The 25,311-nt window shown below is 75.3% G+C and carries 21 protein-coding genes; 8 read left to right on the forward strand and 13 right to left on the reverse strand.

The genetic code is table 11. The features are described from left to right. The first annotated feature begins 57 nt into the window (after positions 1–57). A complete protein-coding gene (locus tag ACTMTB_RS09290; protein ID WP_441144170.1) occupies positions 58–1,149 on the forward strand; it encodes a lytic polysaccharide monooxygenase auxiliary activity family 9 protein in 1,092 nt (363 codons plus the stop codon). A gap of 81 nt (positions 1,150–1,230) precedes the next feature. Here the strand turns inward: ACTMTB_RS09290 and ACTMTB_RS09295 are convergent, their stop codons facing one another. From ACTMTB_RS09295 to hemE, 6 genes are all read right to left on the reverse strand, one after another. Further along, positions 1,231–2,607 (reverse strand): extracellular solute-binding protein, encoded by a 1,377-nt coding sequence (locus ACTMTB_RS09295; protein ID WP_441144172.1) that lies wholly within the window; start codon positions 2,605–2,607, stop codon positions 1,231–1,233. Further along, positions 2,604–5,186, reverse strand: coding sequence for a trypsin-like peptidase domain-containing protein (locus tag ACTMTB_RS09300; protein WP_441144174.1), 2,583 nt, complete (start codon positions 5,184–5,186; stop codon positions 2,604–2,606). The genes ACTMTB_RS09295 and ACTMTB_RS09300 overlap by 4 nt, the downstream gene beginning before the upstream one ends. Before the next feature lie 25 nt (positions 5,187–5,211). Next, entirely contained in the window at positions 5,212–5,538 is a 327-nt protein-coding gene (locus ACTMTB_RS09305; RefSeq protein ID WP_211364584.1) for a CU044_2847 family protein, read from the reverse strand. An 87-nt stretch (positions 5,539–5,625) separates the two neighbouring features. Beyond that, a complete protein-coding gene (gene hemQ / locus ACTMTB_RS09310; RefSeq protein ID WP_441144176.1) occupies positions 5,626–6,327 on the reverse strand; it encodes a hydrogen peroxide-dependent heme synthase in 702 nt (233 codons plus the stop codon). After that, on the reverse strand, positions 6,324–7,733 hold the full coding sequence (hemG, locus tag ACTMTB_RS09315) for a protoporphyrinogen oxidase (protein ID WP_441144178.1): 1,410 nt from the start codon (positions 7,731–7,733) through the stop codon (positions 6,324–6,326). The genes hemQ and hemG overlap by 4 nt, the downstream gene beginning before the upstream one ends. A gap of 6 nt (positions 7,734–7,739) precedes the next feature. After that, on the reverse strand, positions 7,740–8,837 hold the full coding sequence (hemE, locus tag ACTMTB_RS09320) for a uroporphyrinogen decarboxylase (protein ID WP_441144180.1): 1,098 nt from the start codon (positions 8,835–8,837) through the stop codon (positions 7,740–7,742). A gap of 208 nt (positions 8,838–9,045) precedes the next feature. Here hemE and ACTMTB_RS09325 point away from each other — a divergent pair, with 208 nt between their 5' ends. After that, positions 9,046–9,618, forward strand: coding sequence for a DUF3000 domain-containing protein (locus ACTMTB_RS09325; RefSeq protein ID WP_357606506.1), 573 nt, complete (start codon positions 9,046–9,048; stop codon positions 9,616–9,618). Positions 9,619–9,634: 16 nt separating this feature from the next. Here ACTMTB_RS09325 and ACTMTB_RS09330 read toward each other — a convergent pair whose 3' ends face one another. Both ACTMTB_RS09330 and ACTMTB_RS09335 read right to left on the reverse strand, forming a co-directional pair. Beyond that, entirely contained in the window at positions 9,635–10,435 is an 801-nt protein-coding gene (locus ACTMTB_RS09330; RefSeq protein ID WP_441144182.1) for a hypothetical protein, read from the reverse strand. A 173-nt stretch (positions 10,436–10,608) separates the two neighbouring features. Next, entirely contained in the window at positions 10,609–11,793 is a 1,185-nt protein-coding gene (locus tag ACTMTB_RS09335) for a S1C family serine protease (RefSeq protein WP_441144184.1), read from the reverse strand. A 201-nt stretch (positions 11,794–11,994) separates the two neighbouring features. Between ACTMTB_RS09335 and ACTMTB_RS09340 the strand changes: the two genes are divergently transcribed. The 5 genes from ACTMTB_RS09340 (at position 11,995) to ACTMTB_RS09360 (ending at position 18,989) form a co-directional block, all read left to right on the forward strand. Further along, on the forward strand, positions 11,995–13,302 hold the full coding sequence (locus tag ACTMTB_RS09340) for a ribonuclease D (RefSeq protein ID WP_441144186.1): 1,308 nt from the start codon (positions 11,995–11,997) through the stop codon (positions 13,300–13,302). A gap of 249 nt (positions 13,303–13,551) precedes the next feature. After that, a complete protein-coding gene (locus tag ACTMTB_RS09345) occupies positions 13,552–14,745 on the forward strand; it encodes a thiolase family protein (protein ID WP_441144188.1) in 1,194 nt (397 codons plus the stop codon). Then, entirely contained in the window at positions 14,742–16,811 is a 2,070-nt protein-coding gene (locus ACTMTB_RS09350; RefSeq protein WP_441144190.1) for a 3-hydroxyacyl-CoA dehydrogenase NAD-binding domain-containing protein, read from the forward strand. Before ACTMTB_RS09345 ends, ACTMTB_RS09350 begins: the two co-directional genes overlap by 4 nt. A gap of 199 nt (positions 16,812–17,010) precedes the next feature. After that, entirely contained in the window at positions 17,011–17,982 is a 972-nt protein-coding gene (locus ACTMTB_RS09355; RefSeq protein WP_441144192.1) for a hypothetical protein, read from the forward strand. Positions 17,983–18,149: 167 nt separating this feature from the next. Continuing rightward, positions 18,150–18,989, forward strand: a complete 840-nt coding sequence (locus ACTMTB_RS09360) for a hypothetical protein (protein WP_441144194.1) — start codon at positions 18,150–18,152, stop codon at positions 18,987–18,989. Positions 18,990–19,044: 55 nt separating this feature from the next. On the opposite strand, the gene ACTMTB_RS09365 is transcribed toward ACTMTB_RS09360, so the two are convergent. The 4 genes from ACTMTB_RS09365 to ACTMTB_RS09380 form a co-directional block, all read right to left on the reverse strand. Further along, positions 19,045–19,431, reverse strand: coding sequence for a VOC family protein (locus ACTMTB_RS09365; protein WP_238450131.1), 387 nt, complete (start codon positions 19,429–19,431; stop codon positions 19,045–19,047). Between the two features lie 162 nt (positions 19,432–19,593). Beyond that, a complete protein-coding gene (locus ACTMTB_RS09370; protein ID WP_441144196.1) occupies positions 19,594–20,706 on the reverse strand; it encodes an AEC family transporter in 1,113 nt (370 codons plus the stop codon). Positions 20,707–20,740: 34 nt separating this feature from the next. Further along, positions 20,741–21,955 carry a sensor histidine kinase gene (locus tag ACTMTB_RS09375; RefSeq protein ID WP_441144198.1) on the reverse strand — a complete coding sequence of 405 codons (1,215 nt, stop codon included), beginning with the start codon at positions 21,953–21,955 and terminating at the stop codon, positions 20,741–20,743. Then, a complete protein-coding gene (locus ACTMTB_RS09380) occupies positions 21,952–22,620 on the reverse strand; it encodes a response regulator transcription factor (protein ID WP_088963314.1) in 669 nt (222 codons plus the stop codon). The genes ACTMTB_RS09375 and ACTMTB_RS09380 overlap by 4 nt, the downstream gene beginning before the upstream one ends. A 132-nt stretch (positions 22,621–22,752) precedes the next feature. On the opposite strand from ACTMTB_RS09380, the gene ACTMTB_RS09385 reads away from it, so the two are divergent. Beyond that, positions 22,753–23,961, forward strand: coding sequence for a C39 family peptidase (locus tag ACTMTB_RS09385; protein WP_441144200.1), 1,209 nt, complete (start codon positions 22,753–22,755; stop codon positions 23,959–23,961). Positions 23,962–24,020: 59 nt separating this feature from the next. On the opposite strand, the gene ACTMTB_RS09390 is transcribed toward ACTMTB_RS09385, so the two are convergent. Further along, a complete protein-coding gene (locus ACTMTB_RS09390; RefSeq protein WP_441144202.1) occupies positions 24,021–25,310 on the reverse strand; it encodes an outer membrane protein assembly factor BamB family protein in 1,290 nt (429 codons plus the stop codon). Position 25,311: the final 1 nt, after the last annotated feature.

Genomic DNA, 25,311 nt, shown 5'->3' on the forward strand with positions numbered 1-25,311 from the left:
GGGCAACTCCCGGCCGTCCGGGCGTCGTCGACCGACACTCCAGACCCCGGAGGCTCCATGTCCGTCCTGCTGCGCAGACGCCCCACCCCACTGGTGGCGGCGCTGCTCACCGTCGGCGCGATCGTCGCGCTGCTGCTCACCACCGCCCTGGCCCGGTCCGCCTCCGCCCACGGATCGGTGGTGGACCCGGCGTCGCGCAACTACGGCTGCTGGCAACGCTGGGGCAGCGACTTCCAGAACCCGAAGATGGCCACCGAGGACCCGATGTGCTGGCAGGCCTGGCAGGCCGACCCGAATGCCATGTGGAACTGGAACGGCCTGTTCCGCGAGGGCGTCGCCGGCAACCACCAGGGCGCCATCCCGGACGGCCAGTTGTGCAGTGCCGGGCACACCGCCAGCGGCCGCTACAACGCGCTGGACGCGGTCGGCGCCTGGAAGACCGTGCCGACCACGACGAACTTCAGAATCAAGCTGTACGACCAGGCCAGCCACGGCGCCGACTACATCCGGGTGTACGTGACGAAGCAGGGCTTCAACGCCCTGACCAAGCCGCTGGCCTGGAGCGACCTGGAACTGGCCGGCCAGATCGGCAACACCCCGGCGGCCCAGTGGACCCCGGAGGCCCAGGGGGTGTCGATCCAGGTGCCGGCGAACGCGCCAGGGCGCACCGGCCGGCACGTCGTCTACACGATCTGGCAGGCCAGCCACCTGGACCAGTCGTACTACCTGTGCAGCGACGTCGACTTCGGCGGCGGGCCCGGTACGCCGCCCACCACGACGCCGCCGCCCACCAGCCCGCCGCCGACCACCCCGCCGCCGACCACCCCGCCGCCGACGACGCCGCCGCCGGCCGGGGCCTGCACCGCCAGCTACCGGGTCACCGCGCAGTGGTCCGGCGGATTCCAGGGTGAGGTGGAGGTGACCGCCGGCGCAACCGCGGTCAAGGGCTGGACCGTGACCTGGACGTTCGCCGGCGGCCAGCAGGTCAGCCAGGCGTGGAACGCGACGGTGACGAGCAGCGGGTCCACCGTCACCGCCCGGAACGTCAGCTACAACGGGTCACTGGCCGCCGGGGCGAAGACGTCCTTCGGCTTCCTCGGCTCCGGCAGCGGGGCGAACCCGACCCCGACCTGCACCGCGACGCTCTGATCTGGGAGCGGCCGTGACCCGGCTGCCAGCCGGGCCACGGCCGCTCGGTCGTGGTCCCGCCTCGACGGGGAGCGCCGCCCGTCAGCCACCCCGCAGCGCCCGGTTGAGCCGGGCCTCGAAGTCCTCCGGCAGCGTGCCGTCCCCCTCCAGGGCGGTCCGGACGCCCTCCCGGAACACCCGGCTGAACTGGAAGTAGTGCGGCACCCGGGGCCGTACCCGGGCCTCCCGGACCGCCTCGCCGAGCAGCGCGAGGTACGGGAACCGCTGCCGCAGCGCCGCGTCGGCGTAGACGTCCGTCCGGGTCGGGGCGAAGCCGCCCACCGTGAACAGCGTGCGCTGGGCCTCCTCCCGGGTCAGGAACTCGATCAGCGCCTGGGCGGCGCGCGGCTGCCGGCTCTGCTTGGCGATGGCGAGGTTCTGGCCACCCAGCGCCGACGGGCCGGGCAGCCGGGTCACCTCGAACGGCACCCGGGGCCCCGGCGCGTCGGTGTCGGCCAGCGACCGGTAGTTGACCGGCCAGTTGCGCATAAACAGCGCCCGACCCTCCTGGAAGTCCCGCAGGCTGCGCGCCTCGTCGCCGGGGACGGTGAAGGCGTCGCCCACCAGCAGGCCGTCCCGCCGGGCCGCGGCGACGTCGCGCAGCCGGCGCTCCCACCGCTCCCGCTGGAAGACCACCCGGTTCTCGGTCTCGTCGACGAGCCGGTCGACGCCGCCGGCCCAGAGCAGTTCCATCCCGTTGACGGTCAGCCCCTCATACGGGCCGAACTGCCCGACGTACCCGGCGGCGGGCCGCTGCGTCGCGCCGCCCGCGCCGGTCAGCGCCGCGCTCCGGTCGATGATGGCGTCCCAGTCGAAGCGGGGCGCCTCGCCGGGGGCGGCCGGCGTCCCGCCGGTCACCAGGTCCGACCGGTAGAAGAGCAGGCCGGCGTCGGTGTTGAAGGGCAGCGCCCAGAGCGAGCCCCGGTAGCGGCAGCTGTCCAGCACCTCCGGCACGAACGCGTCGAGGTGCCCGGGGGCCAGCCGCGCCTCGTCGATCGGGCGCAGGTGACCGGCGGCGGCGAACTCCGCGGTGAAGGTGACGTCGAGGTTGTAGATGTCCACGGCGTCGTCCGGGTCGTCGCCGCCGCCCGCCGCCTGCGCCTGGGCGATCCCCACCATCTCGCTGTGCTGCTGGTCGGTGGTGACCGGCGCCTCCCGGATCCGGGCCGGGCTCTGCGGGTGCAGCACGTTCCAGAGCTTGACCAGCTCCTCCCGCTGCCCGCCGGAGCTGGTGTCCTTGCCGCTGAGAATCACCAGCTCGCCGCGCTCCAGCGGCTCCTCCCGGGTGGCGACGTACCAGCCCAGCGTGGCGACGACACCGACCACCGTGCCGACGGCCACCCCGAGCAGGAACGACGCCGGCACCCGGCGCCGGCGACGAGGAGTCCCGGACGCACCGCGCGGCTTCCGGTCGGTCACTGGCCGGCCCCCTTCTCCCAGAGTTGACGGAACAGCCCGGTCAGCGCCCGGTCCACGGTGCTCGCCTCGGCCTGCAGGCACTGCCCGCCGCTGGCCCGGGCGGTCTGTCGCAGGGTGCGGGTCCGCACCCGGTCGTCGCAGCTCGCCTCGCCGACGGCGATCACGTAGAGGCGTACCGGGGGGTCGCCCTCGACCCGGGGCACCAGGCCGCCGCTGGCGGTGTCCCGCCCGTCGGTGAGCACCACGACGGCCCGCAGGTGGTCGTCGCCGCCGCCCAGCCGGCGCACCTCGCCGATCGCGGCGTCGATGGTCCGGTACAGCGGCGTGTCCCCCGCCGGCACGGTCCGCCGCAGCCGGGCGACCAGCGCCTCGTCCCGCGCCCGGTCGGCCCGCCCGACCTCCCGCAGCCGCCCGGCGTTACCCCGGTAGGCGGTGGAGAACGCCCACACCCCGACCTCGTCCCGGCCGCCGAGGCGGCGCAGCGAGGCGGCGATGCCGTCCACCGCCACGTCGAACCGGGTGCCCCGGCCCGCCTCCGCCAGCATCGAGCCGGACGTGTCCAGCGCCAGCAGCACCCGGGCCGGCCGCCGGGCCTCCCGGTAGCGCTGGTCGGCGGTGTTCAGGGCGAGCGCGTCGGAGCCGTCGACCAGTTCCCACTGCGGGTTGTCCAGCAGCCAGCCCGGCAGCACACCGTTCTCCTCGGTCAGCGCCGGCCCGGTCCCGTCCCGGCCGGGCACCCGGAAGCCCCGGGCCAGCAGCTCGTCCCGCCCCGGCCCGGTCAACCAGCGGCGCAGGTCGTCCGCGGCGGCCCGGGCGGCGGGGCTCTGCACCGAGTCCGGCCAGCGCAGCAAGACCAGGCGGTGGTCCACCCCCGGGGTCAGCTCCGGATAGAAGGCCACCAGCGCCCGGCCCGGCGCGGGACGGCCGCGCTCGACGCAGCCGTCGCCGAGCCGCTCGCCGAGGTTGAACTGGACCAGCGCCTGCTCGGTGGTGACCACCGCGGGCGGCGCCGGGGCGGCCGGGTCGGCGGCGAGCTGCCGCTGCCGGCACAGCACGGCGGCGATGCTGCCCAGCGGGAAGCCGCGCTCGTCCTGGGCGGCCTCCAGGCGCTGCTCGACCTGCTGGCGGATCCACGCCGTGTCGGGCGCGCCGTCGTACAGCGCCACGTCGACCATCCGGGCCTCGGGGGACACCGCCGGATCGGGGCGGACGACCTGCCACCCGGTGCCGGTCACCCGCCGGCCCGAGGCGGTAACCGTCGGGGCCTCCCCCGGGCCCCGGCTGGCCTTGGCGAACAGCTCGGGCCAGGACAGCGAACGCTGCCGGTCGGCGTCGTCGCGGGCGGGGTCGACGAGGGCGCGCGGCACCGCCAGCACCAGCGGCGAGCGGGCCACCGTCAGGTAGTCCCGGACGGTGGTCAGGTTCAGCACCTGCTGGGACGGCATCTCGGCGCCCGGCAACCAGGCGTCCGGGCGCGGCCCGACGTCGGCCGGGTACCAGCCCGGCATCCCCGGGTCCCCCTCGATCGCCGGCCGGCCGGCGGACTCCGCCCAGCCGAGTTGGAGACCCTGCGCCACCTCGCGCGGCGCGGCGGGGTAGACGAAGACGTTGGTCGTCCGGCAGCCCCCGGCGCGGGCCGCCGTCCATGACTCGTACGCGGCGGCCACCGCCTGGTAGGTCACCAGGTCGTCCGGGGCGGCGGCGACCCGCAGCTCGACCGGTCCGGCGCAACCGCCCAGCGGCTCGGGCACGGCGGCGAGACCCACCGCCAGCAGCACCACCAGGAGCGCCGCCACCCGGGCCCGGATTCGCGGCGACCAGCGGGCGGCGGCCGGGGCGGGACCGGTGCGCCACCGGCTGAACGGCTGTCGCCAGCGGGGCAGCACCCGGGGCCGGCCGTACTGGTCGGGCACCGGCAGCCGGCGGATCGGGATCATGAAGGCGGCCGGGCGGGCCGGCTGCGGCCGGACCACCTGGTCGACCGCGACGATCATGCCGATGACGCAGCGCAGCCGGCTGTCCCACACCGGCGCGCCGGAGAATCCGGGCTCGATCTGGTAGCCGGAGTCGCTGCGGTTGGCGAGCTGGATCCAGCCGCCGCCGATCGGCCCGACCACCCACCCCTCGAACCAGCGGCCCTCGGGCAGCGCGCGGGGGAAGCCGAAGACCCGGCAGACCCGGTCCCGGGTGCCGGCCTGGCCGGGGCGGGCCAGCCGGACCGGCCGGGCCCCGACCGGCGCCGGCGCGACGAGCTGGAGGACGGCGTAGTCGCCCGAGCCGTCCGGCCGCCCCGGCTGCCAGTGCTGCGGCAGGACCAGCGCGGCGAGGCGGCGGCCCGGCGCCACCAGGGGGAAGCTCACCGACACCACGACGGCGTCGGCCGGCCCGGGCGCCACCGGTTCCGGGCCCAGCGCCGCCTGCACGACGTGGGCGCAGGTCAGCAGGCGGGCGGAGTCGATCAGGAAGGCCGCGCCGACGACGTTCCCGGCCCGGTCGTGCACGGCCGCCACCGCGAGCGTCGCCTCGCCGGGTACGGGGCGCGCGGGCCGCTGCGGTGGACGCTCCGTCGCGCCGGGCATCACGCGGTGGTCCGGCGCCGCCGGCTCAGGCGGCGGGGTCGGCGCGGTTCCATTCGAGCTGCACCTTGAGGTTGGCTTCCGAGGTGCCGCTGGCCACGACGAGCCCGCCCTTGGCCGCCAGCTTCACGCCGAACTCCACGCAGACCCGGTCCGGCGGCTCGGCGGCGTCGCGCAGGTTCCGCAGCACGGCGTCGGTCACCGGCCGCAGCTGGGTCAGGGCGGACTCCAGCGTCTGGTGCGCCCGCGCCACCACCTCGCCGGCCCGGCCGACCGGGACCACGCCCTCCTCGTCGGCGATCTCGACCCGGACCGCGCCACCGCCGTCCAGCGGGAACTCGACGAGCTGCGACACCGGGCCTCCAGACGGATCCGCACGGCAGCGACAGTTACCGTGGTGGATCTGACACGTTACCGGGGGTGCGCAATCCCGGCGAGCCCGTCACACCAGGCAGTTGACGATGTCGGCGACCGAGCGGCGCCGACCGGTGTAGAACGGGACCTCCTCGCGGACGTGCCGGCGGGCGCCGGAGCCGCGCAGGTCGCGCATCAGGTCGACGATCCGGTGCAGCTCGTCGGCCTCGAAGGCGAGCATCCACTCGTAGTCGCCGAGGGCGAACGAGGCGACTGTGTTGGCCCGGACGTCGGGGTAGCCGCGCGCCATCTTGCCGTGCTCGGCCAGCATCTCGCGCCGCTCGGCGTCGGGCAGCAGGTACCACTCGTACGAGCGGACGAACGGGTAGACGCAGAGGTAGGGGCGGGGCTCCTCGTTGGCGAGGAACGCCGGGATGTGGCTCTTGTTGAACTCCGCCGGCCGGTGCAGGGCCATCTGCGACCACACCGGGGTGAGCGCCCGACCCAGGGTGGTCCGGCGGAACCGCAGGTAGGCGTCCTGGAGGGCGTCGCTGGAGGAGGAGTGCCACCAGATCAGCAGGTCGGCGTCGGCGCGCAGGCCGGCCACGTCGTACAGGCCACGGACCACGACGTCCTTGCCGGCCAGCTCCTCGAAGAGCGCCTCGACCTCGCCGGTGACGTTCTCCCGCAGGGCCGGCAACGGGCTGGTCGCCCGGAACACCGACCACATGGTGTAGCGGATGCTCGCGTTGAGCTCCTTGAGCCGCGCCGCGTTGGTCTGCTCGGTCATGAACCCGATCCTCCCAGTGCTTCGATGATCTCTCCGGCCGCCGTCTCGCCGGAGCGGACGCAGACCGGAATGCCGACCCCGTCGAGGCCGGCGCCGGCCAGGACCAGCGTCGGGTGGGCCGCGCGCAGCGCCGTCCGGGCGGCGGCGACCCGGTCGCCGTGACCCGGGGCGTACTGCGGCAGCGCCCCGCCCCAGCGCTGCACGTGGCTGGCGAGCGGCGCGGGCAGCGCCACCCCGAGCACGCCGGACAGTTCCCGGTGCACGGTGGCCACCAGGTCGGGGTCCGCCAGGTGCAGGGACGTCTCGTCGCCGTACCGGCCCACGGAGGCCCGGACCAGGGCGATCCCGTCCGGCCGGGCCAGGTGCCCCCACTTAATGGTGAAGAACGTGGACGCCTTGATCAGCAGGCCCTCGGTGGCCGGCACCAGGAAGCCGGAGAGCGCCGGCAGCTCCGGGTCGGGCAGGGCCAGGGTGACCAGCGCGACGCTGGCGTAGTCGAGCCCGCCGATCGTCGTGGCCACCTCGGAGGTGACCGGGGCGAGCAGCCGGGCGGCGGGCCGGGCCGGCAGGGCGAGCACCACCGCGTCCGCCTCGACCAGCTCCGGGTCGCGGGTCGGGCCGACGGTCAGCCGCCAACCCTCGGAGGTGGGCGTCAGCTCGCGGACCGCGGCGTGGAGCCGGACGGTCGCGCCGCTGGCCGTCGCCGCGGCCTCGACCAGCGTGGAGAGCCCGCCGGCCAGGGTGCCGAAGACCGGCGCGCCCGGCGCGCGCGGCGCGGCGGCCTGGGCGGCGCGGACCGCCCCGGTGAGGGTGTGCTCGACGCGGGCCGCGCGGGCCAGCGCCGGCATCGTGGTGACCAGCGACAGGTCGTCGGCCCGGCCGGCGTAGACGCCGCCGAGCATCGGGTCGACCAGCCGGTCCACCACCTCGTCCCCGAGGCGGGCCCGGACCAGCGTCCCGACCGCGACGTCCTCGTCCGGCCCGAGCAGCGGCCGGCCGCCGTCGCGGTCGGCGTCCGCCGCCGGCCGGGCGACCGTCGCCACCCGCTCCAGATCCCCGGGTACGCCCACCAGCGTGCCGCCCGGCACCGGGCGCAGCCCGCCGTCGACGGCGAGCGCGGCCTGCCCGACGGTGGGGTGGACGATCCTCTCCGCCAGGCCGAGCCGGCGGATCAGCGTGACGGCGGCGGACTCCCCGCCGGCCGGGTCGCGCATCAGGAACGACTCGGCGCCGAACTCGACCGGCTGCCCGGCCAGCTCACCGGTGCGCAGCTTGCCGCCGAGCGCGCCGGACTGCTCGTACACGGTGATCTCGGTGCCGGCGGGGGCGCGGTCGCGCAACCGGACGGCGGCGGCCAGCCCGGCGATCCCGCCGCCGACCACCGCCACCCGCCACGGCCGCGACACGACGCCTCAGCCCTGCTCGGCCCGGCGCGCGGACACTTCGTGCACCAGCGCGACCACCCGGGTCAGCACCTCGGGGTCGGTCTCCGGCAGGACGCCGTGGCCGAGGTTGAACACGTGGCCGGGGGCCGCGCGGCCCTGCGCCACGATTCGCCGGACCTCGGTCTCCACCACCGACCAGGGGGCGAGCAGCACGGTGGGGTCGAGGTTGCCCTGCACCGCCCGGTCCGGGCCGATCCGGCGGGTGGCGACGTCCAGCGGGGTGCGCCAGTCCACGCCGACCACGTCGGCGCCGGCCTCGCCCATCGCGCCGAGCAGTTCGGCGGTGCCCACCCCGAAGTGGATCCGGGGCACGCCGGCGTCGGCCAGCCCGGACAGCACGGTCGTCGAGTGCGGCAGCACGTAGCGGCGGTAGTCGGCCTCGGAGAGCGCGCCGGCCCAGGAGTCGAAGAGCTGCACCGCGGAGACCCCGGCCTCGATCTGCACCCGCAGGAAGGAGAGGGTCACCTCGGCGAGGCGGGCGCAGAGCGCGTGCCAGAGCTCCGGCTGGCCGTACATCAGGGCCTTGGTCTTCGCGTGGGTCCGCGAGGGGCCGCCCTCGACCAGGTAGCTGGCGAGGGTGAACGGCGCGCCGGCGAACCCGATCAGCGGGGTGGCGCCCAACTCGGCCACCAGCAGCCGGACCGCCTCGTCCACGTAGGACACGTCGTCGCGGCCGATCGGGCGGATCCGCTCGACGTCCTCGGCCGTGCGCACCGGCTCGGCCACCACCGGCCCGGTGCCCGGAACGATGTCCAGGTCGACCCCGGCCGCGGCGACCGGCACCACGATGTCGCTGAACAGGATCGCCGCGTCGACCCCGTGCCGGCGCACCGGCTGGAGGGTGATCTCGGCCACCAGGTCCGGGCGGCGGCAGGACTCCAGCATCCCGACGTTGGCCCGGATCTCCCGGTACTCCGGCAGCGACCGGCCGGCCTGGCGCATGAACCAGACCGGGGTGTGCGGGACGGGCTCGCGGCGACAGGCCCGGACGAAGGGCGAGTCGGCCGGTCCGCCGGGGCGGGGTGCTCCGTCTCGGGCGGCAGTGCCCGTGGTGTCGGTGGTCATCGCGGCAATCGTGCCACGCGCGGGGAGGACCCCAGCGGGCAGCGCCGGCTTTTGTGACCCGCGCCCGCCGGGCCCTCCGGCCCTGGTGCGGACGGGCGGAACCGTGCCGCCGGTCCGCCGCGCCGCATCGCTGCGGCCCCCCACCGTGGTCCCGGCGTTCGGCGCGCCGTCCGCGCGGGCGGGCGGGGCGCGGCATAGGCTGCCGGTCATGGCCCCCCCGATCGCGCTCCCGGAGACCTTCGCCCGCGCGGTCGCCGGGCTGCGGTCGGTGACCCCTCGGGCGGAGATCGCGCTGGAGGAGGTCGGCGCCCCCCAGCGGCTCGCCCCGTACGCCTTCGCGCTCTCCGCCGCCGTGCTGCGCGACGAGGACGAGGTGGCCACCGGGCGGCTGATCCTGCTGCACGACCCGGCCGGTCACGAGGCGTGGCAGGGCACCCTGCGGCTGGTCACCTACGTCACCGCGGAGCTGGAGGTCGACCTGGCCGCCGACCCGCTGCTGCCCGGGGTGGGCTGGACCTGGCTGGTCGACGCCCTGGAGGCGCACGACGCGCGCTACCGGGCGGCCGGCGGCACCGTCACCCAGACGATGTCGACCCGGTTCGGCGAGCTGGCCGGCCCGCCCGCCGCCGGGGACGTCGAGATCCGCGCCTCCTGGACGCCGCTCGGCGACGACCTCGCCCCGCACCTGGAGGCGTGGTGCGCGCTGCTCGCCTCGACGGCGGGGCTGCCGCCGCCCGGGGTGACCGCGCTCTCCGAGCGCCGCTCGGCCGGCGCGGCCTGACCCCTGGCGAGGACGCTCAGAGGTAGTTCTCGGCCTCGTCGCAGACCTTGTTCATACCCTTGCTGGCCTTGTCGAAGGCGCTGCGGTTGCCGGCCGCCGCCGCGCCGAGCGCCGTGGTCAGCTTGTCCAGGCAGGTGGCGATGACCTTCTTCTGCCGGGCCTGCTCGTCCCGGTCGTTCCGGGTGCCGGTGAGGTCCTGCTCGGTGTCCGCCAGCTTGTCCTGGGCGCTCTGCAGGTCGACCCGGAGCTTCTCCATCTCCTTGGTGTTGGCGGCGATGGTGCCGTCCCGCTCGCTCACCTGACCCGACAGCCGCCGCTCGGTGCTGGCCAGCTCGCTGCTCTTCACGACGAACAGGCCGGTCATCACGCCGCTCAGCACGAAGAGCAGCCCGGCAACGAGGGCCAGGATCAGCACCGTCCGGCCCTTGCCGGCACCCGGGGCGGGCACGCCGAACGGGGGCGCCGATCCGGGCGGGGCGGACATCGGCTGCCCGTACACGGGCCCCGACACCGGCGGGGCGGACATCGGCTGCCCGTACACGGGCCCGGAGACCGGCGGAGCCGACATCGGCTGCCCGTACGCGGGCCCGGAGACCGGCGGAGCCGACATCGGCTGGCCGTACACGGGCCCGGAGACCGGCGGGGCGGGCGCGTACTGGCCGGGGACCGGGGGCGCGGAGACCGGCCCGCCCGGGTGCGGCGCGCTCGGCGCGGCGGCGGCATGGGGGGCCGCCGGCGGCTGCTGACCGGGGACGGTCGGCGGCTGCGGCGGGTACGCCGGCCGGAAGCCCTCCGGCCCGGTCGGTGGCTGGGACATCTGTTCTTCCTCCAGGTGACTGGTCCGCCGCGATGCGCCGCGACGGACCGGGGATGAGCTGGGTCGATGGCCGACAGGGTGTCGGCGGGGCCGGCCGGGAACGGTCGGCGGGAAGGAGGGGCGGTCGGTGGACACCGGCCGGAGCCGGGCGCAGCGCCGACCCGGGGCGGGGATCAGCAGATCCGGAATCCGTCGCAGGCGGTCTTGATCGGCACGGCGAGCCCGATGCCCTCGGCGTCGCGGGCCTTGGCCGTGGCGATGCCGACGACCTGTTTCGCGCCGTTGATCACCGGCCCGCCCGAGTTGCCGGGATTGATCGGGGCGTCGAACTGGATCACCTGTCCGGGGCCGTCCTCGTTCTTGCGGAAGGCGCTCACCACACCGGTGGTGACGCTGTCCGCCAGCCCGAGCGGGGCGCCGACCACGACGATCTGCTGCCCGGACTTCACCGGGCTGGGCGCGGTGGTCAGGCCGCTGAACCTGCCGGTGGCCCGCAGATGGGCGATGTCGTTGTCCTTGTCGACCTTGACGATGGTGGCCGGGAAGCGCTGGTCGGTCCGCTCCAGGAAGACCTGCCGACCGCCGCCCTCCCAGACCGACTCCACCACGTGGAAGTTGGTGAAGAGGTTCGCCGCGCCCCCGGCGGCGGGCTTGCCGACGACGAAGGCGGTGCCGGTGAACTGGCCCGCCCGGACGCGGAAGACGCTGGGCAGCACGGCGCTGGCGATGGCCTCCGGGTTAAAGGCGGCGCCCGCCTGCTTCTCCAGCGCCCCGGCCCGCTGCTCGAGGCCGTCGAGCCGGACCTCGGCGCCCTCCCGCGCCGCGGCGAGCCGACCGTCGGTGGCGGCGACGCGGTCGGAGAGCCGGTCGATCTGGTACGCCTGGACCCCCGTGACCACCGCCAGCACGCCCGCGAGCACGAGGGCGGCCACGGTGAGCCCACGCCCCCGGTGCGGCGCCGACGGGCCGGGCGGCGGCATCCCCCCGGGCGGGAAGGGGCCGAGAGCCGGCGTACCGGGGAACGGCCCGGGTGCGCCCGGGTAGGCCGGCGCGGCGGGCGCCGCAGCGCCCCACGGGCCGGGCTGCGGCGGCGGGGACCAGGTGCCGGTGGGCTGCGGGTGGGCCCCGGCCGGCGCGATGTCGATGGTCGGCTGCCCCGCGAGGCCGGGATGCTCGGCGCCGGACGCCGACGGCGGGGTCGGCTGGCCGGGTGCGCTCGGCGGCGGGTACGCCGACGGCCAGGGCCGCTCGATCCGGGGTGCCAGCGGTCCGGGGCGGTCGTCGCCGGCCGCCTGCGGCCCGCGCTCTTCCGTGCCCTGCGTCGGTGTCCCGCCGCCCGGCCCGTACCCAGTCGTCATGGTGGCCCCCGCCCTTCCCGTCGCCCCCGTGTGGCGCCACCTCGGGCACTTCGACCGGCGCGACGCCCGATGGACCGTACCTGCGCGTACGCGCTTTGTCTCCCCCGTTGTCCGGCCTTTCGCGACACCGTCCGGCCGCTTCGCCGACACACGCCGGACCGGCTGCACACACCGGATCGCGCGGCGCACTAGGGTTGTCAGGTGACCGACGAACCACCCCTGCGCCGTCGGGCCGCCGAAAGCCGTACGGGAGACGACCAGCCCTCGGCCGCGCCGGAGCCGGAGGACGTGGGGACCGACCAGCCCAACGGCGGACCCGTTCCGCTGACCGCTCCCCGCGACGGCACGCCCCAGCCGGTGGCCACCCCGAGCGAACTCGACGAGGTCGTGGCCCGCTTCGCCGCGGGCGACGGCCCGGTGGCCCTGGACGCCGAACGCGCCTCCGGCTACCGCTACAGCCAGCGCGCCTACCTGGTGCAGCTGCGCCGGGAGGGCGCCGGGACGGCGTTGATCGACCCGCTGCCGCTGCCCGACCTGACCGCGCTCGACGAGGCGATCGGCGGGGCGGAGTGGGTGCTGCACGCCGCCAGCCAGGACCTGGCCTGTCTGGCCGAGGTGGGGCTGCGCCCGCGCCGGCTCTTCGACACCGAGCTGGCCGCCCGGCTGGCCAACTTCGAGCGGGTCGGCCTGGCCGCCCTCACCGAGCAGCTGCTCGGCTACACGCTGGAGAAGCACCACTCGGCGGCCGACTGGTCCAGCCGGCCGCTGCCCGAGTCCTGGCTGACCTACGCCGCCCTGGACGTCGAGATGCTGGTCGACCTGCGCGACGCCCTCGACGAGGAGCTGAAGCGGCAGGGCAAGTCGGAGTGGGCGGCGGAGGAGTTCGCCGCGCTGATCCGCAACGGCGCCCGCCCGCCCCGGGTCCGCGCCGAGCCGTGGCGGCGCACCTCCGGCATCCACCGGGTACGGGGAGCGCGCGCCCAGGCCCGGGTCCGCTCCCTGTGGTACGCCCGGGACCAGATCGCCGCCCGCCGGGACGCCGCCCCGGGTCGGGTGCTGCCGGACTCGGCGATCGTCGCCGCCGCCGAGCTGGACCCGAAGGACGAGAGGACGCTGCTGACCCTGCCCGGGTTCGGCGGCCGTTCGGTACGCCGGCTGGCCCGCACCTGGCTGGCGGCGCTGGACGACGCCCGGCAACTGCCGGACGACGCGCTGCCGGTCACCCCGGCGGTCGAGGGTCCGCCGCCGCCGCACCGCTGGGCGGAGCGGGACCCGGTGGCCGCCGGCCGGCTGGCCCGCTGCCGCGAGGTGGTGGTCCGGGTGGCCGCGGAGCACAACCTGCCCGCGGAGAACCTGATCGCCCCCGACTCCGTACGCCGCCTGGCCTGGGTGCCCCCGGACGAGATCACCGAGGCCACCGTCGCCGAGACCCTGCGCGGCTACGGCGCCCGCGAGTGGCAGCTCACCCTCCTGGTTCCCGCCCTCACCGAGGCCCTCCCCACCTCCTGACCACCCCGCCCTTCGTTGATCATGAAGTTGTCGCCCTCCCACTCGGCGTGTCGGGGCGATAACTTCATGATCGACGGTGCTCGGGCGGGGGCGGCCGGGTGTGGGGTGGGCCACACGGGGGGTGCTGTCGGGGTTGGTTACTGGCGAGTAGCATCCGGGGGAACACGCCCGCGCCGGCCGACCCTCATTCGGTCCGTAGCGCCGCCTAGCGGCGCGAAGGCCGAATCATGGTCGAAGAGGAGGCTCCAAGTGCCCCGTGAAGTTCGGGATGTCGTCTTCGTCGACGGCGTCCGTACCCCGTTCGGCAAGGCGGGTGGCATGTACGCCAACACCCGCGCCGACGACCTGGTGATCCGCTGCATCCGCGAGCTGCTGCGCCGGAACCCGCAGCTGCCGCCGGAGCGGGTCGAGGAAGTCGCCATCGCCGCCACGACCCAGATCGGTGACCAGGGTCTGACCATCGGCCGCACCGCCGCCCTGCTGTCCGGCCTGCCCAAGACCGTGCCCGGCTTCGCCATCGACCGGATGTGCGCCGGCGCGATGACCGCCGTCACCGCCGTGGCCGGCGGCATCGCCATGGGCGCGTACGACATCGCCATCGCCGGCGGCGTCGAGCACATGGGCCGGCACCCGATGGGCGAGGGCGTCGACCCCAACCCGCGGATCATCGCGGAGAAGCTGGTCGACCCGTCCGCCCTGGTCATGGGCGCCACCGCGGAGAACCTGCACGACCGGGTCCCGCACATCACCAAGGAGCGCACCGACGCGTTCGCGCTCGCCTCGCAGCAGAAGACCGCCAAGGCGTACGCCAACGGCAAGCTCCAGGACGACCTGGTGCCGGTCGCGATCCGCGACGAAGACGGCGGCTGGGGCCTGGCCACCACCGACGAGGCTCCCCGGGAGACCTCGCTGGAGAAGCTCGCCACCCTGAAGACCCCGTTCCGCCCGCACGGCAAGGTCACCGCGGGCAACGCGGCCGGCCTGAACGACGGCGCCACCGCCAGCCTGCTCGCCGACGAAGCCACCGCCCGCGGGCTGGGCCTGCCGATCGCCATGCGCCTGGTGTCGTACGGCTTCGTGGGCGTCGAGCCCGAGGTGATGGGCGTCGGCCCGATCCCCTCGACGGAGAAGGCGCTGCGCATCGCCGGCCTCACCATCGACGACATCGGCCTGTTCGAGCTGAACGAGGCGTTCGCCGTGCAGGTGCTCGCCTTCCTCGACCACTTCGACATCGCCGACGACGACCCGCGGGTCAACCCGTGGGGCGGGGCGATCGCCATCGGCCACCCGCTCGCGTCCTCCGGCGTACGGCTGATGACCCAGCTGGCCCGCCAGTTCGCCGAGCACCCCGAGGTCCGCTACGGCCTCACCGCCATGTGCATCGGCATCGGCATGGGCGGCACCGTGATCTGGGAGAACCCGCACTGGGAGGGCAACAAGTGAGCGCGCTCGCCGCACCGAACGAGGTCGTCACCAAGGCGCTGCTGCGCGCGGTACGAGTGCCGGGGCTGGACAAGCCGGCCGCCCTGATCACCCTCGACAACGGCTTCGACCACACCAAGCCGAACACCTTCGGCCCGGCCGGTCTGACCAGCCTGGACGAGGCGATCACCGCCGCGCTGGCCGCCGACCCGGCGTTCATCGCGGTCACCGGCAAGCCGTACATCTTCTGCGTCGGCGCCGACATCGTCGGCCTGCCGGCGCTGGCCGACCGCGAGCAGGCGCTGGAGATCGGCCGGCTCGGCCACCGGGTCTTCGCCCGGCTCAAGGACAGCCCGATCCCGACCTTCGCCTTCGTCAACGGCGCGGCGATGGGCGGCGGCCTGGAGCTGGCCCTGCACTGCCACTACCGGACCCTCTCCGGCGGCGCGGCGGCGCTGGCGCTGCCCGAGGTCTCGCTCGGCCTGGTCCCCGGCTGGGGCGGCACCCAGCTGCTGCCGAACCTGATCGGCATCCCGGCGGCGACCCAGGTGATCATCCAGAACCCGCTGATGCAGAACAAGATGCTCAAGCCGAAGCAGGCTGCCGAGATGGGCATCGCGGACGTACTGCTGGAGCCGGCCGACTTCCTGGAGCGGTCCCTGGAGTGGGCCGCCGGCGTCGTGCGGGGCGAGGTCACCGTGACCCGGCCCGAGGTCGACAAGGACATGTGGGGCGGCGTGCTCTACTTCGCCCGGCAGACCCTGGACCAGCGGCTGCACGGCGCGGTCCCGGCCGCGTACAAGGCGCTGGACCTGCTGGAGACGGCGAAGGACGCCGACTTCGCCACCGGCACCGCCGCCGAGGACGAGGCGCTGGCCGACCTGGTCTTCTCCGAGGAGCTGCGCAGCGGCCTGTACGCCTTCGACCTGGTGCAGCGGCGGGCCAAGCGGCCGGCCGGCGCGCCGGACAAGGGCCTGGCCCGGCCGGTCACCAAGGTGGGCATCGTGGGCGCCGGCCTGATGGCCAGCCAGCTCGCCCTGCTCTTCGCCCGCCGCCTCCAGGTGCCGGTCGTCATGACCGACCTGGACCAGGCCCGGGTGGACAAGGGCGTCGGCTACGTGCACACCCAGATCGAGAAGGCCGTCAGTAAGGGCCGGATGGACAAGGGCACCGCCGCCAAGCTGTACGGCCTGGTCAGCGGCTCGGTCGACAAGGGCGTCTTCGCCGACGCCGACTTCGTCATCGAGGCGGTCTTCGAGGACCTGAACGTCAAGAAGCAGGTCTGGGCCGAGCTGGAGAAGATCGTCAAGCCGGAGGCGGTGCTCGCCACCAACACCTCGTCGCTGTCGATCACCGCGATGGCCGAGGAGCTGGAGCACCCCGAGCGGGTCGTCGGCTTCCACTTCTTCAACCCGGTCGCGGTGCTGCCGCTGCTGGAGATCGTCCGCGGCGGGCGGACCGACGACGCCACGCTGGCCACCGCGTTCGCGGTCGGCAAGCAGCTCCGGAAGTCCTCCGTGCTGGTCTCCGACGCCCCGGCGTTCGTGGTCAACCGGCTGCTCACCCGCTTCCTCGGCACGGTCTTCGCCGCCGTCGACGCGGGCACCCCGCTGGACGTGGCGAACAGCGCGCTGGACCCGCTGGGTCTGCCGATGCGCCCGCTCGCCCTGCTCCAGCTGGTCGGGCCGGCCGTGGCGTACCACGTGGGCGGCACCCTGCACGCCGCCTTCCCGGACCGGTTCGGCGTCAGCGAGAACCTCAAGCGGATCGCCGACTCCGGCCAGCCGATCGTGGTCGACGACCAGATCAACGACGAGGTCGCCAAGCTGCTCGTGGTCGGCGACCAGCCGCTGACCGCCGAGCAGGTACGCCAGAACGCGCTGGACGCGCTGGCGCAGGAGATCCGGCTGATGCTCGACGAGGGCGTCGTCGCCGAGGCGCAGGACATCGACCTGTGCATGATCCTCGGCGCCGGCTGGCCGTTCCACCTGGGTGGCGTCACGCCGTACCTGGACCGAACCGGCACCTCCGAGAAGGTCACCGGCAAGCGGTTCCTGCCGCGCGGGGTCGCCAGCCTGCGCGGCTGATCCCTCCCGCTGCACCGCGATCGCGGTGGTCGGCACGCCCGTCACAGGGCGTCGCCGGCCACCGCGATCGCGTCTGGGGCACCGGCACGGGCTGGCCCCGCGCGCCACTTGCCCGGCCCGGTCAGACTCGGACGGGGCAGCGCGGCCGGTCCACGGCTCGCTAACATCACGCGTTCTCACCCTCGCCTGGAGCTGATGCATGTCCACACCGCCGGTCGACCCCTGGTCCACGCAGCCGGAGCCCGGCTCGTACCCGCCTCCGCACCAGCCACCAGCGCCCCCGGGCACCGGGCCGACCCAGGCCTGGCCGCACGTGCCGCAGCAGGGCGGCCACCCCGACGCCACCCAGCCGTACGGCCGGCCGGCCGATCCGCAGCCCACCCAGCCGTACCCCGCGTACCAGTCGGGGCAGGCGGGGGTCCACCCGCCTGCGCAGCCGGGCGGGTACCCGGGCGGGCAGCCGGACGGCTTCGCCGGCGCCCCGGCGTACGGCCTGCCGCCGGCGCCGCCGGCGAAGAAGTCCCGGCTCGGTCTGATCCTGTCGCTGGTCCTCGCCGGGCTGCTGGTGCTCTGCGCGGGCGGCGGCGGCCTGGCCTACGTCGCGCTCTCCGACGACGACCCGGACCCGAAGGCCAGCTCCAGCCCCGGCGTCTCCGCCGCCCCGACCACGGCGGCCCCCGAGCCGAGCCCGTCGGAGGAGGCCGAGCCGGCCCCGGACATCCGGCTGGTCACGCCGAAGACGCTGGCCGGCCGGCCGAGGAACACCGAGCCGCAGCTGCGCCGGATCGCCGACGAGATGGTCCGGGACATGAAGTCCGGGGTACGCAACGAGACCGGCGCGGTCGGCGCCTTCTACGGCAGCGCCGGCAAGCGCAACCTGGTGATGGTGGCCGGCGCCTCCGGCCCGGTGCTCTTCCCCGAGAAGGAGCTGGACGACGCCGTCGCCGGGCTGTCCTCGTCGCTGGCGGTCAAGAAGATGTCCACGGTCAACCCCGGCCCGCTCGGCGGCGTGGCCAAGTGCGGCGCCGGCAAGAGCTCCGGCATCGCGCTCGGGGTGTGCACCTGGGCCGACGAGGGCAGCGTCGGCCTGATCGTGATGTTCTTCTCTTCGGCGACCAAGGCCAAGGCCGAGTTCGCCACCATCCGGGGTCAGGTCGAGAAGCGCTCCTGAGACGGAAAGCGCAGGTCACGGTGGCCGGACGCCCCGTCCGGGCGGTACCGGCCACCGTGACCGTCGATCCTGGACCGACCGGTCGTGCCCGGTGCGGACGGGGCAGCGGGTGCCGGGCGGGCTGGCTAATATCACGCGTCCTCACCTGACGATCTGGAGCTGACCTCATGTCGCAGCCGCCGTCCGATCCCTATCAGTCGCAGCCGGGAAGCGGCGCGCCCTACGGCTCGTACCCGCCGCCGCAGCAGCCGGGCGGCTACCCGGCACCGCAGCAGCCCGGCGGCTATCCCCCGCCGCAGCAGCAGCCCGGCGGCTACCCGCCGCCGCAGCAGCAGGGCGGTTACCCGGCACCGCAGCAGCAGGGCGCCTTCCCGGCCCAGGGCGGCCAGCCGTACGGCGACCCGAGCCTGCCGCCGGCCAAGAAGAAGTCCAACGTCGGCAAGATCGTGCTGATCTCGCTCGCCGTGGTGCTGGTGCTCTGCCTGGGCGGCGCCGCGATCACGTTCTTCGCGGTCAAGGACGAGGTCAAGGAGACCGTCGACGCCACCAAGACCCGGGTGGTCGCCCCGGCGACGCTCGCCGGTCGAGCCAAGTCGACCGACCCGGCCCTGCTCAACGGCGCCAAGCAGCTCGAGACGGAGCTGAAGAGCTCCCTTCCGGACGCCACCAGCACGGTCGGCGCGTTCTACGGCACGGCGGCCAAGAAGAACCTGGTGATGATCGCCGCCGCCTCCGGCCTGAACACCAACCCGACCAAGACGATGGACGACACCATCAAGGGCGCCGGCCAGAGCGACGTGCAGCTCGGCGAGATGAAGAAGGTCGACGCCGGACCGCTGGGCGGGGAGGCCAAGTGCGGCGACGCCGAGGCCGCCAACGTGCCGCTCGGCGTCTGCGTGTGGAGCGACAAGGGCAGCCTGGGCATGATCATCGTCTACTTCAAGTCCGGTGACGAGGCCGCCGCCGAACTGCCCACCATGCGCGGGCAGATCGAGCAGAAGTCCTGACCCGTACGACCTGAGGAAGGCCCCGTCCACCGAGGTGGACGGGGCCTTCGTCGGCTCAGCCGGCCGTGGCGGCCCGCTCGGCGGCGCTGCGCAGCACGCAGAACTCGTTACCTTCCGGGTCGGCCAGCACCACCCAGCCGGAGCCGTCCGGTCGGCGGTGGTCGGCGACCTGGACCGCGCCGATGCCGAGCAGGCGCTGCACCTCCTCGTCCCGGGTCCGGTCGGTGGGCTCGAGGTCGAGGTGCAGGCGGTTCTTCACCACCTTCTCGTCGGGCACGGCCAGGAAGAGCACCTCCGGCCCGCCCGGGGGCAGCAGCATCGCCTCCGGGTCGCCGGGGAAGTCGTCCGGCTGGCGGGGGCACTCGAAGACCTGGGCCCAGAATCCGGCCAGGGCGTACGTGTCGCGGCAGTCGATGCCGATGTTGTGGATCCGTGCACTCACGGTGTTCCTCCGCAGTGGATGGACGCGCCCCGGGTGCGTGGAATGTCAGCGGTGAACGGGGTGGGGCGCGGCATTGATCGTGATGGACATCTGCGCACCCCCTTCCGCCCGTCGGGCCGACGCGACGATCTTGTCATCCCGGCCCGGGGCTGACAACCCGGGTCAGCCCAGCAGCGCGCCGATCAGCGCCAGCGTCCCCATCGCGCACGCGGTGGTCACCACCACCGTCTCCCGGGCAACCACCTCGGCCCGCCCGTACTCGCGGGCGAAGATGTAGGTGTTCTGGGCGGTGGGCAGCGCGGCGCAGACCACCAGGGCCAGCAGGTCCGTGCCGGCGACCCCGACCAGCCGCCCGACCGACCAGGCGATCATCGGTTGGACCAGCAGCTTCAGGCCGGAGAGCAGGGCCACCTCCATCTTCGCGCCGCCCCCGCGCGACCGACCGCCGGCCGCCGGGACGCCCTCGGTGACCTCGCCGACGGTGCTGCCCGCCGCGCCGTCGACCGCCGGCGCCGCACGCACTGCCACGACGGCGCCGGTGGCGGCGACACCGCCGGAGGCCGGGGGGCCGGCCGCGTGCGGTCCCGTGCCGACGGGCGGTCCGGCGTGGGGAACCGGCCGGTCGCCGGCAGGCGGCCCGGCGGCGCGCGAGCCGGCGGTGAGCGAGAGGCCGAGCGTGACCAGCGCGGTCGGCACGGCCGCGGCGCCGAGCAGGGCGAGCGGAGCGCCGATCAGCTCCGGCGGCCGCCAGTGCAGGGCCGCGCAGAGCGCGCCCAGGGCCGGCCCCGCGATCACCGGATTGCGTAGCGGCAGGGTCAGCAGCCGCCCGGGCCGCCACGCCCACCCGGCGGACCGGTCCAGCAGGACCAGCACCACCGGGGTGACCACCAGCACCTGGAAGAGCAGCACCCCGGTGAGGAAGGTGGCGTCGCCCAGCACCTGCAGCGCCACCGGGATGCCCAGGTTTGCCGAGTTGACGTAGCCGGCCGCCATCGCCCCGATCGTCGCCTCGCCGCCCGCACGGCGGCGAGTCACCGCGCAGAGGACGAACGCCAGCGCCATGGTGGCGGCGGTGCTCGCCGCGAAGGCGCCAAGTGCGGGCAGGCGCACGTCCAGCTCGGTGCGGGACAGCGCGGTGAACAGCGCGGCGGGCATCGCCAGGTGGAAGACGAAGCCGCCGAGCACCCGCTCGGCCGCACCGCCCAGCAGTCCGCGTCGTCCGGTCAGCCAGCCGAGCCCGGTGAGCACCCAGATGGGTACGAAGGCGGCGAGCACCTGGGCAGCGTACGGACGCCCGGGCGGGCCGGCGTCACCGCCTCCGGTGCGGCTCCGACCGGAGGGCCGGCGCGGCGCCGCCGGAGCGGGCCGGGGTCGCCGGGCAGTCGACGTCGGCGGCCGGCAGCGCGACGGTCACCTCCAGGCCGCCACCGGGGCGGGCGAGCACCGTCACGGTGCCCCCGTGCGCGTCGCAGACCGCCCGGACGATGGAGAGCCCCAGCCCGGAGCCGCGCGCCCCGGTCCGTTCCCGTCCGCCCCGCCGGAACGGCTCGAACAGCCCCGGCACGTCGGCCTGGTCCACCTCGAACCCGGTGTTCCCCACCACCAGCCGGGACGTCCGCCCGTCGGAGTCGGTGCGCACCCAGAGCCGCCCGTGCAGGTGGTTGTAGCGGACCGCGTTCTCGATCAGGTTGCCGGCCAGCCGGTCCAGCAGCCCCGGGTCGCCGACCACCGGGGCGGGCCGCAGCGAGGTCTGCACGCGCAGCCCGATCCGCTCCACCTCCCGGGCCATCGCGGACAGCGCGTTGGCGGTGCCGGTGGCGAGGTCGCACTCGGTACGCCGGGCCAGCCGGCGGCCGGTCTGCGCCTCGCTGCGGGCCAGCACCAGCAGCGCGTCCACCAGTCCGTTGGCCCGCTCCGAGGCGTCGCGCACCACGGTGGCCATCCGGCGGTACTCGGCGGTGTCCGCGTCGTCGTCGCTGAGCGTCACGTCGATCTCGGTACGCATCACGGCCAGCGGCGTGCGCAGCTCGTGCGAGGCGTTGGCCACGAAGCGTTTCTGCGACTCGAACGCGGCGGCGATCCGGTCGAGCATCGCGTCGAAGGTGCGCGCCAGCTCGGCCACCTCGTCGTCCGCCCCGGACCAGCCGATCCGCTGGTCGAGGGTGGCCTCGCCGAGCCGCTGCGCGGTGGCGGTGACCTGGTGCAACGGGCGCAGCGCCCGGCCGGCCACCAGGTAGGCCCCGGCCACCCCGACCACGCTGATCGCCAGCAGCGCGACGAGCCCCTTGAGCAGCAGCTCCTGCGAGGCGGCGTCGACGAGCTGGCGCTGCCAGTCGGCGGCGTCCAGCGACCGGCCGTCGGCCAGCAGCACGGTGGTGCCCGGCCGCAGCTCGTCGCTCGGCCGCAGCGCGTCGCGGACCAGCAGCCAGGCCAGTACCACCAGGACCGCCCCGGCGCCGACCAGCAGCACCCCGTTGAGCAGGGTCAGCCGCAGCCGCAGGGTCGGACGCAGCCGCCGGGTCACGCGCTCACCTCGGCCGTCCGGTAGCCAGCGCCGACGACCGTCTCGATCAGTGGCGGGTCGCCGAGTTTCTTGCGCAGGGTCATCACGGTCACCCGGACGATGGTGGTGAACGGGTCGGTGTTGGCGTCCCAGACCCGCTCCAGCAGCTCCTCGCTGGAGACCACCGCGCCGCGCGCCTTGACCAGCTCGCAGAGGACGCCGAACTCCTTGTTGGTCAGGTCGACCGGCGCCCCGCCCCGGGTGACCACCCGGCGGGCCGGGTCGATCACCACGTCGCCGACCTCCAGCACCGGCGGGGCGGCCGGGGTGGCCCGCCGGCCGAGCGCCTGCACCCGGGCGACGAGTTCGTCGAAGGCGAACGGCTTGGGCAGGTAGTCGTCGGCGCCCAGGCCGAGCCCCTCCACCCGGTCGGCGACGCTGTCGCTGGCGGTCAGCATCAGCACCCGGGTCAGGGTGCCGGAGGCGGCCAGGTCGGCGCAGATCTGGTCGCCGTGCACGCCGGGCAGGTCCCGGTCGAGGACCACCACGTCGTACCGGGTGACGAAGGCGGCCTCGTGGCCGGTGTCGCCGTCGTACGCCACGTCGACCGCCATGCCGCGCTTGCGCAGCCCGCGCGCGATCGCGTCGGCGAGATTCCGCTCGTCCTCGACCACCAGCACCCGCATCCCGACCTCCTCGCCGACCTGCCCGACAACCTAGTGCCGGCCGCCAAACCGGCGTCACCGCCGGCCCGGGTCGTTGCAGGAAACCTCCGGGGTACGGGATGCTTTTGGCGCTGATCTACAGGGGGACGGGCCGTGACCGCGACACCGACCGGGCGGGACATCGCCTACCGGGGCTTCCGCCTCGCCGTCGAGGCGCGCCTCGGCACCGGCGTCGGCGTCCGGTCGCACGTCGGCGGGCTGGAGCTGACCGACCCGGTCGACCGGCGCGCGCACGACGGCGGGACGTACGAGGTCGGGAGCTGGACCTCTCCCCCGGTGCCGGCCGGCTTCGCCGTCGCGGAGCTGGTGCCGTCCTGGACGGCCCGGACGCCGCCCGGCTGCTGGGTCGAGGTGGAGCTGCGCGGCTGGCATGCGGACGCCCCGACCACCGGCTGGTACACGCTGGCCCGCTGGGCGGAGGGCGAGGAGCCGGTACGCCGCACCTCGGTGCCGGGCCAGCGGGACCCCGACGCCCGGGTGGACACCGACACGCTGGTGGTCGGCGAGGCCACGGTGACCGGCTGGCAGGTCCGGGTGACCCTGCTGCGCCCGGTGGGCGCGACGACCGGCCCGGTGCTGCGCACGGTGGGCGCGGTTGCCTCGGCGCCGGCCCGCCCTCCAGCGACCGGGCCGACCGCCGGCGCGACGGCTCACGGGCCGGCGGCGCGCGCGGGTGTGGCCGGCGCGCGGGGCGTGGTGCTGGCCGTGCCCCGCTACTCCCAGCGCCGGCACGCCATCGGGGGCGAGTCGCGCTGGGGCGGCGGCGGGGACTCCTGGTGCAGCCCCACCTGCATGTCCATGGTGCTGGCCTTCTGGGGCGCCGGGCCGCCGGCCGAGCGGTACGCCTGGGTCGAGCCGCCCGGCCCCCGCCCGGTGGTGGTGCACGCCGCCCGGCACTGCTACGACCACGCGTACGCCGGGGCCGGCAACTGGGCGTTCAACACCGCGTACGCCGGGCTGCACGGGGTGGAGGCGTTCGTCACCCGGCTGCGCTCGCTGGCCGAGGCGGAGGCGTTCGTGGCCGCCGGCGTGCCGCTGGTGGTCTCCGCGGCGTTCCGCGCCGGCCAGGTGCCCGGGTTGGACTACGACACCCGTGGGCACCTGATGGTGCTGGTCGGCTTCACCGAGGCCGGCGACCCGGTGCTCAACGACCCGTACGCGCCGGACGACGCGTCGGTGCGCCGGACCGTGGACCGGGCGCGCTTCGAGGCGGCCTGGCAGGACGGCAGCGGCGGGGCGACGTACGTGGTCCACCCGGCGTCGGTGCCGCTGCCCGCGCCGCCCGCCCAGCCGAACTGGTGATCAGCGGGGCGGGCGGACCGGTTCGACGAAATGGCCCACCTCGCCCAGGTCGATGACGGTCATCGGTTCAGCCGCCAGATGCCGAAGCCACCGCCGCTGCGGCGACACAGCAGCAGTCGCGTGCCGGCCTGGCAGTCGCCGGTCACCCCGGCGAGCACCTCGAGGACTCGGGTCCGGCCGCCGGCGACGTCCAGTTCGGCGACGAACAGCAGGTCGCCGTCGGCGGGCCGTACCCCGATCGGGCGGTCCTCGGCCGGAGCCCGGCCGGAGACCTCCCAGGTGCCCAGGTCGGCGACGGCCCGCCCGGTGGCCGTGTCGAGGACCGCGAAGGAGTCCTGCGCGCCGCTGCCCGGGCCTCTGACCAGCATCCGGCCCTCCCGCTCGACGAGCGTCTCGTGCCAGCGGGTGGCCCGCCACCGGACGTCCCCGGTGGCCCGGTCCAGCGCCCACATCCCGCCGGTCTGCCCGTACGCGCAGAGCAGCGGCCCGCAGGCGGCGAAGTAGGCCACCAGTCCCAGCCGGATCTCCCAGCGCCGGTCCAGCTCGTCCAGGCCGTACGCGGTCACCAGGGCGGCGTTGTCCCGAAGCATCAGCAGCAGCTCGTCGACCGACTGGCTCCGCTGGTGGACGGGGAGTTCGCCGGGGCGGAGGTCGACGCTGCGCAGCCGCACCCCGCTGCGGGCGTCCCAGACCTCGACCTGCCCGGAGGAGGGGCTGGCCACGATCCGGTCGACACCGTCGGGCCGGAACCGGTAGGTGGTGGCCTCCACCGGCGTCGCCACCGACCAGTCGACCCGCCCGGTGGCCGGGTCGACGGAGCTGACCCGCCCCGGCTCCTCACCCTCGTTCTCCACCGCCAGCAACGCGTCCCCGGCGGGTGCGACGTGCCCTGGCCGCTCCCAACGCAGCCGCCCGGTGCCCAGGTCGAACGCGAGGGCGCGGCGCGGCCCGCCCTCGACCGAGCCGCCGGTGACCAGCACCACGTCCCGGTGGACGATGACCGCACCGTCGGTGCCGGCGGCCGGCAGCGGCGTGCGCCACAGCGGCGCGAGTGGACCGTCGCCCGCTTCCGGGACGGCGTACGCGGTCAACTGCCCGCCCCGCCCGGCGGGTGCGTCCGCCGGCTCCAGCAGGAACAGCCGGTCGCCCTGGAGGTAGGCCGTGGTGGTGGACCGGGCCGGGACGGTGAAGCTGGCCGGCGCCGTCACCGGGGCCGCTCCGGCCAGCGAGACCAGGGTGAGCACGAGGGCCGCCGCCACCCGCGCCGGCCGCCCGACGGTATGCGGCCGACGTCGGCCCGGTTCCGGCGCGGGCTCCTCGCGGACGTCACCCAGATCAATGAGCGCCACG

Source organism: Micromonospora sp. L32, assembly GCF_052068055.1.
GTDB lineage: Bacteria > Actinomycetota > Actinomycetes > Mycobacteriales > Micromonosporaceae > Micromonospora > Micromonospora purpureochromogenes.